Source organism: Neisseria sp. P0021.S006 (assembly GCF_051956895.1).
The window spans coordinates 1-630 of the sequence record NZ_JBQCWZ010000834.1; the positions used below are offsets into that span (position 1 = coordinate 1).

1 protein-coding gene and 1 pseudogene are annotated in these 630 nt (G+C 48.4%); one reads left to right on the top strand and one right to left on the bottom strand.

Annotated elements, in window-relative coordinates; genetic code table 11:
* On the bottom strand, window positions 1–185 hold a 185-nt coding region (locus ACTHUM_RS17385), incomplete at its 3' end, for an alanine--tRNA ligase-related protein (RefSeq protein ID WP_440403609.1).
* 251 nt (window positions 186–436) lie between these two features.
* On the opposite strand from ACTHUM_RS17385, the pseudogene ACTHUM_RS17390 reads away from it, so the two are divergent.
* A pseudogene (locus ACTHUM_RS17390) lies at window positions 437–630 on the top strand (polyamine ABC transporter substrate-binding protein); the annotation flags it as partial.

Below are 630 nucleotides of genomic sequence, written 5' to 3' on the forward strand. Positions count from 1 at the left end.
GTAGTGGCGCGGTTGTAGGGGCGTTTGTCAAAGCCGAGGAATACGTCTTTAAATTGGTTCATGCCTGCGTTGGTAAACAGCAGGGTCGGGTCGTCGTGTGGCACGAGCGAGGAAGAGCGGACGATGGTGTGGCCTTTAGATTCGAAAAATTTCAGGAATTTTTGGCGTAGTTCGGTGGTTTTCATAATGTCTCGATAAAATTTTGTACAAAGATTTCAGACGGCCCGGACGGCGCGTTGAGATTAAAAACGAATGGGCGTTATCTTACCGCAAAACCATATTTCAAGCTATCGGCAGAAAGGTTTTAAGTTGGCGGCAAGCTGTCTTTCAGACGGCCTCAAGCAGGTCGATATCTTTTAACAACGAAGCCTATCCGCCCCGGCTTGCCTGCTTTATAATGCCTTTCTCTTTTCAACCGGATACGCAAGGAATGATAATGGCCAAACATCTGCCCCTCATCGTACTGACTGCGCTGGCATTGGCCGGCTGCGGCGGAGCGGACAAAAACTCTGCCGACAAGGCGCAAACCGATAATCAAAAGGTATTGAGCATTTACAACTGGTCGGAATATGTTGATCCCGAGACGGTTGCCGCGTTTGAGAAAAAACACGGTATCTCAGTAACTTATGA